Source organism: Mycobacterium sp. (assembly GCF_032162605.1).
GTDB lineage: Bacteria > Actinomycetota > Actinomycetes > Mycobacteriales > Mycobacteriaceae > Mycobacterium.
On record NZ_JAVROT010000193.1, the window covers coordinates 1 to 7,607 of the forward strand.

Annotated in this window: 8 protein-coding genes; 3 read left to right on the forward strand and 5 right to left on the reverse strand. The window is 64.8% G+C overall.

What is annotated here, in order from left to right; all coding sequences use genetic code 11:
* The 3 genes from QOI01_RS12065 to QOI01_RS12075 all read right to left on the reverse strand — a co-directional run.
* Positions 1-747, reverse strand: a 747-nt coding sequence (locus QOI01_RS12065) for an efflux ABC transporter ATPase subunit, DrrA-related (RefSeq protein WP_526381160.1), incomplete at its 3' end; no start/stop codon positions are given.
* A gap of 69 nt (positions 748-816) precedes the next feature.
* Positions 817-2,580 carry a fatty-acid--AMP ligase gene (locus QOI01_RS12070; protein ID WP_526381162.1) on the reverse strand — a complete coding sequence of 588 codons (1,764 nt, stop codon included), beginning with the start codon at positions 2,578-2,580 and terminating at the stop codon, positions 817-819.
* A gap of 364 nt (positions 2,581-2,944) precedes the next feature.
* Positions 2,945-3,460: a PPOX class F420-dependent oxidoreductase gene (locus QOI01_RS12075; RefSeq protein WP_526381164.1), complete on the reverse strand. Its 516-nt coding sequence runs from the start codon at positions 3,458-3,460 to the stop codon at positions 2,945-2,947.
* Between the two features lie 57 nt (positions 3,461-3,517).
* Between QOI01_RS12075 and QOI01_RS12080 the strand changes: the two genes are divergently transcribed.
* Positions 3,518-3,907, forward strand: a complete 390-nt coding sequence (locus QOI01_RS12080) for a MerR family transcriptional regulator (RefSeq protein ID WP_526381166.1) — start codon at positions 3,518-3,520, stop codon at positions 3,905-3,907.
* Here QOI01_RS12080 and QOI01_RS12085 read toward each other — a convergent pair.
* Together QOI01_RS12085 and QOI01_RS12090 are read right to left on the reverse strand one after the other, a co-directional pair.
* Positions 3,888-4,622, reverse strand: a complete 735-nt coding sequence (locus QOI01_RS12085; protein ID WP_526381168.1) for a hypothetical protein — start codon at positions 4,620-4,622, stop codon at positions 3,888-3,890. The genes QOI01_RS12080 and QOI01_RS12085 overlap by 20 nt on opposite strands.
* Before the next feature lie 43 nt (positions 4,623-4,665).
* Complete coding sequence (locus tag QOI01_RS12090) at positions 4,666-5,031, reverse strand: XRE family transcriptional regulator (RefSeq protein ID WP_526381170.1); 366 nt, start codon at positions 5,029-5,031, stop codon at positions 4,666-4,668.
* Positions 5,032-5,166: 135 nt separating this feature from the next.
* On the opposite strand from QOI01_RS12090, the gene QOI01_RS12095 reads away from it, so the two are divergent.
* Entirely contained in the window at positions 5,167-5,790 is a 624-nt protein-coding gene (locus QOI01_RS12095) for a hypothetical protein (protein WP_526381172.1), read from the forward strand.
* Between the two features lie 233 nt (positions 5,791-6,023).
* Positions 6,024-7,607: isoleucine--tRNA ligase (locus QOI01_RS12100; protein ID WP_526381173.1), on the forward strand; the 1,584-nt coding region annotated here is incomplete at its 3' end.

A 7,607-nucleotide genomic window follows, 5' to 3' on the forward strand; every position in this document is an offset into this window, starting at 1 on the left:
GAAGTCCGCCAGCGCGTGTGCGACGCGAGGGAGGTCCAAGGCGTTGACAGGAGTGAGCTGACAGAATCCGAACCCGACGCGGCGCTTGAGGTCGTCTGCAGTGCCCGAAGCGATGACTCGGCCGGAGTCGAGGATCACGATCGAATCGCTGAGCACGTCCGCTTCTTCGAGGTATTGGGTCGTGAGCAACACGGTGACGTCCTGGGAGGCCAGCGAGGCGACCAGCGACCAGACGTCGCGACGGCTGCGGGGATCGAGACCGGTCGTTGGCTCGTCGAGGAAGAGAACTCTGGGCGGAAGCACCAGGGCGGCCGCGATGTCGATTCGACGCCGCATCCCTCCCGAGTAGTCCAGCACCGGACGATGCGCTGCATGGACGAGATCGAACTGCTCGATCAGTTCATCGGCCCTGATCTTGGCCAGCCTGCGCCTCAGCCCACGCAGGCGGCCGAACAGAATGAGGTTCTCCCGCCCCGTCAGCAGGAGATCCAGTGCAGCCTCCTGGCCCGTCACTCCGATGTTGGCTCGCACCTGCGCAGGCTGGCTGGCGACGTCGTAGCCGGCGACGATCGCTCGTCCAGAGCTGGGCCGGATCAACGTGGACAAGATCTTGATCGTCGTCGTCTTACCCGCGCCATTGTGGCCGAGCAGCGCGCAAATGGAACCGGTGGGAACGCTGAAGCTTACGCCTTGCAACGCGGGAACCGACCCGCTGAACGACTTTGCGAGGCTATGTAACTCGATCACGCTGATCGTCAATCATATTGAACTCCAACGATTTCAGTGCAAGAACGTGCGGAATTTCGCGAATAGGGGCTACCCAGCACTAACCGCCTCCAATCCGCGGTCCAGTCGGGTGAATTGATCCCTGCGGTAGTGGTCGGCGCAGGCAGACCGTCGGATCTTGCCGCTGGTGGTGATCGGAATCGCCCCACGCGGCACCAGCACGAGGTCGGCGGCGGTGATGCCGTGCGCCGTCGAGATCGCAGACGTGACATCGCGTTTGACAGTCTGGTACGCCTGCTGGATGTCTTCCTCGGTGGTGCCGCGTTTCTTGACTTCGATGATGGCAACCAGTTGTTCGCTGCGATCGTCTTGCACCGAGATCGCCGCCACGCGGCCGCCCGTCACCTCTCCGATCGTGGCCTCGATGTCATCGGGGTAATGGTTGCGACCCCGAACGATCAAGAGGTCCTTGATGCGTCCGACGACGTACAGCTCGCCATCGTGAATGAACCCCAGATCGCCGGTCCGCAACCAGGACTCCTCCGAGACGCCGTCGACCGCGCTGACGATCCTGGCGTTGAACGTCTGCTCACTCTGTTCGGGCTTCTCCCAGTAGCCCAGGCACACGTTGTCTCCATGGACCCAGATCTCGCCGACCCTCCCCGGCGCGCATTCCGCGCGCTCGTCGGGGTCGACGATCCGCACCTCGGCCGGATCCGGCGTTCCGTAGCTGACCAGGGGAGTGGCGCCGTCGCCACCGGAGGGCCGCGCCTGGCCTTCGGACAACTGGTCCAGATCGAAGTTGACGATCTTCGTCACGTCGTCGGGCTCGCGGGTGGCGACGTAGAGCGTCGCTTCGGCCAGGCCGTAGCAGGGCTTGATCACCCTGTTGGACAGGCCGAAACGGCTGAACCGCTGGACGAAGCGCTTGAGGGTGGCCTCGTGAACACGCTCGGCACCGCTGATGAGGCCGACGACGCCACTGAGGTCGAGTCCGGCCATGTCCTCGTCGGACGTCCGTCCGGCCGCCAGCTCGAAGGCGAAGTTGGGCCCCGCCGTCAACGCCAGCGGACTGCCGGCCAGCAACTGGATCCACCGTGCCGGCCTGGCGAGGAACGACAACGGGGTGGTGATCACCGTCTGCCAGCCACCGAGGATGGGGGCGCACACGCCCAGGATCAGCCCCATATCGTGATAAAACGGGAGCCAGGACACCGCGGTGGTACCCGGCGGTGCGACCTTCCCGTACTCGGGAAAGAAGTCGCGCATGATCTGTTCGAAGTTGGCGGACAGGTTCCGGTAGGTCACCATCACGCCCGCGGGAGTTCGAGTGGATCCCGAGGTGTACTGCAGATATGCGGTAGTCGGTCGGGCCTCCTTGCGGCGGACGGCGCGATGCCTGCCGTCCAGCTCGAGCCGGTCGACTTCGATCAGGGTCGGCGTGGGCCGGTCGCCTCGTGGCTGAAGGTAGGGGGCCACGACGCCAGCCACCGATGAGGTGGTCAGCACCACGGCGGGGGCGGCGTCCAGCAGAACCGCGCCGACCCGCTCGTCGTGTGCGCCCACCATGGGGGTGGACAGCGGAACGGCGATGAGCCCCGCCTCCAGCGAAGCGAGGAAGGCGACCAGGTAATCGAGGCCCTGGGGGGCGACGATCACGGCTCGGTCACCGGTCTTGGCGATGTCACCGACCTCGCGCGCGAGGTTCGTCGTCCGGCGATACAGCTGCGCCCAGGTCAGGCTGGTCGAGACGCCATCCCAATCCTGTTCGTAGTCAACGAAGGTGAAGGCCGTGTCATTCGGCTGCAGGCTTGCGCGTTCGCGGAGAATCTCCGGAATCGACGAGTCTGGCATTGCTGGCCTCTCTCAACGGCATTGCGGGAAAATGTGTGTCGAGCTTAAGGAATGAGAACACGAGACGCGCGTTTAGGTGACGTGGCCGGTGCGGTAGAGCATATGCCGCAGCCGCGCGGCGCAGTTGATGGCAGAACTAGCAACGTATCTGGCATTCACTGTGAATCGAATACGAGTCTGCGTTGACGGCGCGGCGGGTGCGGCTACGGGCCGCTGAGCACGGTCGCGAGCGCCGGGTGATACGCGGCGGCCTCGTCGACCGGCCCCTCGGTCGGTTGCCAGCGGCAACGCGGTACAGACGTGCAGTGACCGCGACCCCGTCGAACACCACGCAGTGCGCAGGAGCTCGCCCGCGATGTCATCCTCACGCTCGTCGCGGCGAGTCGTCCCGAGTTGAAACATTCCCTGGTGCTGAGATTCTCGCATCGGAGGGGTTGAGCTTCACCGCGACGATCGCACTATCCGGCCACAGATCCCTGGCGGTGGCGCGGCGTAGCTTCTCGCGCAGCGGTAGGTTGTGATCGACGTTCTTCACACCCGGCACGTTGAGCAGTGGCACCACGTTGTACTGCCAGCCGTACCGGCGATGCAACGCCCGGTTGGCCTCCTCGGCAGCGGCGCCGTCGAGGATCGTCGCCTCACCACGCACCATGGAGATTCCCTCGGCGTACCTGCCGCGGTAGTCGCACGGCCAGAGTTCGACGGCCGGATGGGCGGCGATTCGGCGGGTCTTCGGGCCGAGTTTCGTCCGGAAGGTCAGCAGGTCGCCGTCGAGCACGAACCAGACTGGGGTGTCGACGGCGCTGTTGTTGCGACGGTACGTCCGCAGCTGCGCGTACCGGGTCGAGGCGAGGGCGGTGAGGAGTTCTTCATGGGTCATACCGCAATTCAACGACCTCGAGTTGACTCTAAGTCAAGCTGGTCCGATGATGCCACGATGAGCCTGCCCATCGGCGAGGTCGTCGAGCGTTCCGGCCTTGCGGCCACCACCTTGCGGTTCTACGAGCAGGAAGGGTTGCTGAGCACCCCGGACCGGGTAGGAGGCCGCCGACGCTACGACGAGTCCGTGCTCACCCGACTCGAGGTGATCGGGCTCTGCAAGGCGGCGGGCTTCAGCCTCGACGAGATCTGGATTCTGCTGACCGACGACGATCCCGGACGCCCGGCCAGTCGTTCACTGGCAGAAGCCAAGCTGACCGACATCGACGCTCAGATGACGGCGTTGGTCCGCGCCAGGGAGATCATCGAATGGGCCATGAACTGCCCGTGCTCTTCGGTCGACGCATGTGACTGCGGTACCGAAGTGCTCAGTGGCTCGCCTTGCTGAACCACTTCGTCTTGATGCGCCACGAATGTGCCGACATGAGAGCGAAGCCGGCACCGCATCCGCAGGCGAAGATCCAGACCAGGGTGCCGTTCTCCACCGGCTGCAGCGATGGCACCAGCGCGGTGACGATGCGGACGACGCAGGCCAGGATGCCGCTGGTCGAAGCGGCCAGATAGACGTTGGCGACTGTCCGGGAGCGAGGATCCTTCCGCAGGATCAGCAGCGCGCGCGATCCGTAACCGAGCAGGTAGATGAGCGTGCCGCAGAGCAATATCCAGTACGCACTGAGCCAGAAGTCGGTGGGTAGTTCGAAGAAGTCCGCCCGATAGATGGCCGCCCCGTTGCCCAGCGAGAACGTCGCCAGGAGCACGGGGATGCACAGCGTGGCCGGGCGCTCCACGTACTGCTTGAAGGTGGTTTGCATGGCGTGATCGTCCTGCAACCGGCCGAGGGCGTTGTAGACGATCGCCGACGCGGCCACGACGTAGAGGTCGTGACCGATGTAGTCCTCGAGGTTCCACATGCCGGTGAGCGAATGCAGCCAGTGGCCCAAGGTCTCCGACGCCAGTGGCGACATCAGCAACACCGTCGCACCCTGAAGCGCGATGTTCAGGGTGGCGGCAGCTTCCCATCGGCATGACCAGGTGACACGGCGGATCCACAAACTCCACGCGATACACGCCAGCGTGATGGTGATGAGCACTGCCAGACCCATGAGATGTCGCCTTCGAGCTGTATTCCGTCAGCAAATTCTAACGCTATAGCGGGGGAGCGTCGGGACGCGGCGTGAGATCGCGCAGTCTCGGCCGGTGGATCGTTTGCCGTTCAGTGACCGGATCGGCAATGGTCGCGACGGACAGCGGTGCGGACTCGAGGTAATTCCGCACCTCCTCGCGGCTCATCAGACCGAACCGGACCTGCAGGTCGGGGTAGCTGAGGTTGAATCTGTCCGCCACCAGCCGCATTTCCTCGGCGTTCGGGTAATCAGCATCCTTGATGCGGCGGTAATAAGTGCTGCTGGACGTACCGAGGGCGTCGTAGATCGCCTTGGCGTCGACGTCGCCGTCGAGCAGGTAGTCCAGCAAGGTCTTTAACTGCCTGCCGTTTTCGTCAGTCCGTGGCACGGCTACAGCTTAGACGGTCTTCCCTTGATTGGGCAGTACCATCCGCAAACCGGAGATCCGGGTCTTAATTGACACAGCCGTCACAGTTTTGGCAGATGTGTCCCATTTTTGGGACATCGGTGTAGCGTCGCTTTCATGACGCGCGCAAACTTGCAGCTGACCGACTACGACGCCGTGGGCCGACCCAACTCCGCGGACCTCGAGAAGGTGGCGGCACCGTTGTCGGCGTTGCTGACCCAGGAGCTGGACGGCGCCGCCGAAATGCTCGCGCTGACGAGTGACGAGATCCTCGTAGCTGCCCTTGGCCGTGCCATCGAGCGCACGATCGGACGCGGCACCGTAGCCATCGACGTTCCCGGCTACGGCACCGGCCTGCATCCGATGGTGCTGATGTGCGCAGCCGCCGAGCAGGTCGACGCCGACGTGATGCTCTCGGGCGTCCACCGCACTCTCGAAGCGCTGAGCGATCGTCGCGTCGTTCACGGCGTGCCCGAGGACCCGCGGGCGCAGGAGGTGTCGGAGGTACTGTTCGCCAACGGCGCCACCGCGGTGGCCCGGGCGCACCTCGGCCACGTCCTCGAGCTCCGCGCCTACCGCGACGGTGACGTCATCGCGCTGGACTGGTGGTTCGACACGCGCAGCTTCGAGCCCTATACCGTGCAGGAGCTTGCCGAGCAGTTCCCACTGGCGCTCATCGAACTGACGTCCGAGGCCACGCCGACCAGCATGGCCACCGCCGAATTGGCAATGGCGCACTAGGCCTTAGTATTCTCGAAGCGGCTTCGATCCGGCCATCACCGGGGAGTCTTCGGAAGAACAGCGCTCGCGATAGTCTCGCCGGCGCTCAGTAGAACCGAACGGGTGGGCCCGTCAGCGCCCGACTCGAGCGGCGCACCCCGTGTGCGCAAGCGGGGTGGTACCGCGGTGTTCGCGCACGGGCGCGACGTCGTCCCCGTGCCTGAACGACCATGGGCACAGGAGACGAGACGTACGTGAGCGCCTACCCAAGAGCGGCGAGTGGATCGCCGAGCTTCCCGGATCTCGAGGTCGAGGTCCTCGACTACTGGGACCGCGACGGCACCTTCCGCGCCAGTATCGACCGGCGCGACGGCGCGGAGGAATACGTCTTCTACGACGGCCCCCCGTTCGCCAACGGGCTGCCGCACTACGGCCACCTCTTGACGGGTTACGTCAAGGACATCGTGCCGCGCTACCAGACCATGCGCGGGTACAGGGTGGAGCGCCGATTCGGCTGGGACACCCATGGGCTGCCCGCCGAGCTCGAAGTGCAGCGTCAGCTCGGCATCACCGAGAAGAGCCAGATCGAAGAGCTCGGCATCGACAAGTTCAACGATGCGTGCCGAGCATCGGTGCTCAAGTACACCCGGGAATGGCGGGCCTACGTCACCCGGCAGGCGCGCTGGGTGGACTTCGACAACGACTACAAGACACTGGATCTCACCTTCATGGAGTCGGTGCTCTGGGCGTTCAAGCAGCTCTGGGACAAGGGGTTGGCCTACGAGGGCTACCGGGTTCTCCCGTACTGCTGGAACGACGAGACCCCACTGTCGAGCCACGAGCTGCGCATGGACGACGACGTCTACCAGTCGCGTCAGGACCCCGCGCTGACCGTCGGCTTCCGGGTGGCCGACGGTGACCTCGCGGGTGCCTACCTGCTGGTCTGGACGACGACGCCGTGGACGCTGCCGTCCAACCAGGCGGTCGCGGTCAATCCCGACGTCGACTACGTCGTGGTGGAGGTCGACGGTAAGCGCTACATCCTGGCGCAGGCGCGCTTGGCGGGCTATGCCCGTGAACTCGGCGACGAACAACCCACCGTGCTCGCCACCTACTCCGGGCGACAGCTGCTCGGAACCGGCTACCTGCCGCCGTTCCCGTATTTCATGGACTCGCCCAACGCCTTTCGGGTCCTTCCCGGCGAGTTCGTCACCACCGAGGACGGCACCGGAATCGTGCACATGGCGCCCGCCTACGGCGAGGACGACAAGGCGACGGCCGACGTCGCAGACATCGCAGCAGTCACCCCGGTTGATTCGAAGGGCCGCTTCGATTCGACGGTCCCCGACTACGCCGGGCAGCACGTGTTCGACGCGAACCCGCAGATCATCCGCGACCTGAAGAACGGAAGCGGTCCCGCCGCAGCCAACGGTGCCGTACTGCTGCGTCACGAGACCTATGACCACTCCTACCCGCACTGCTGGCGGTGCCGCAATCCGCTGATCTACCGAGCGGTGTCGTCCTGGTTCATCAAGGTCACCGAATTCCGCGATCGGATGGTGGAGCTCAACCAGCAGATCACCTGGTATCCCGAACACGTCAAGGATGGCCAGTTCGGCAAGTGGCTACAGGGTGCGCGCGACTGGTCGGTGTCGCGAAACCGCTACTGGGGCAGTCCCATCCCAGTGTGGAAGTCCGACGATCCGGCCTACCCCCGAGTCGACGTGTATGGCAGCCTCGACGAGCTCGAGCGTGACTTCGGCGTACGACCCGACGACCTGCACAGGCCGTTCATCGACGAGTTGACCCGGCCGAATCCCGACGATCCCACCGGCCGC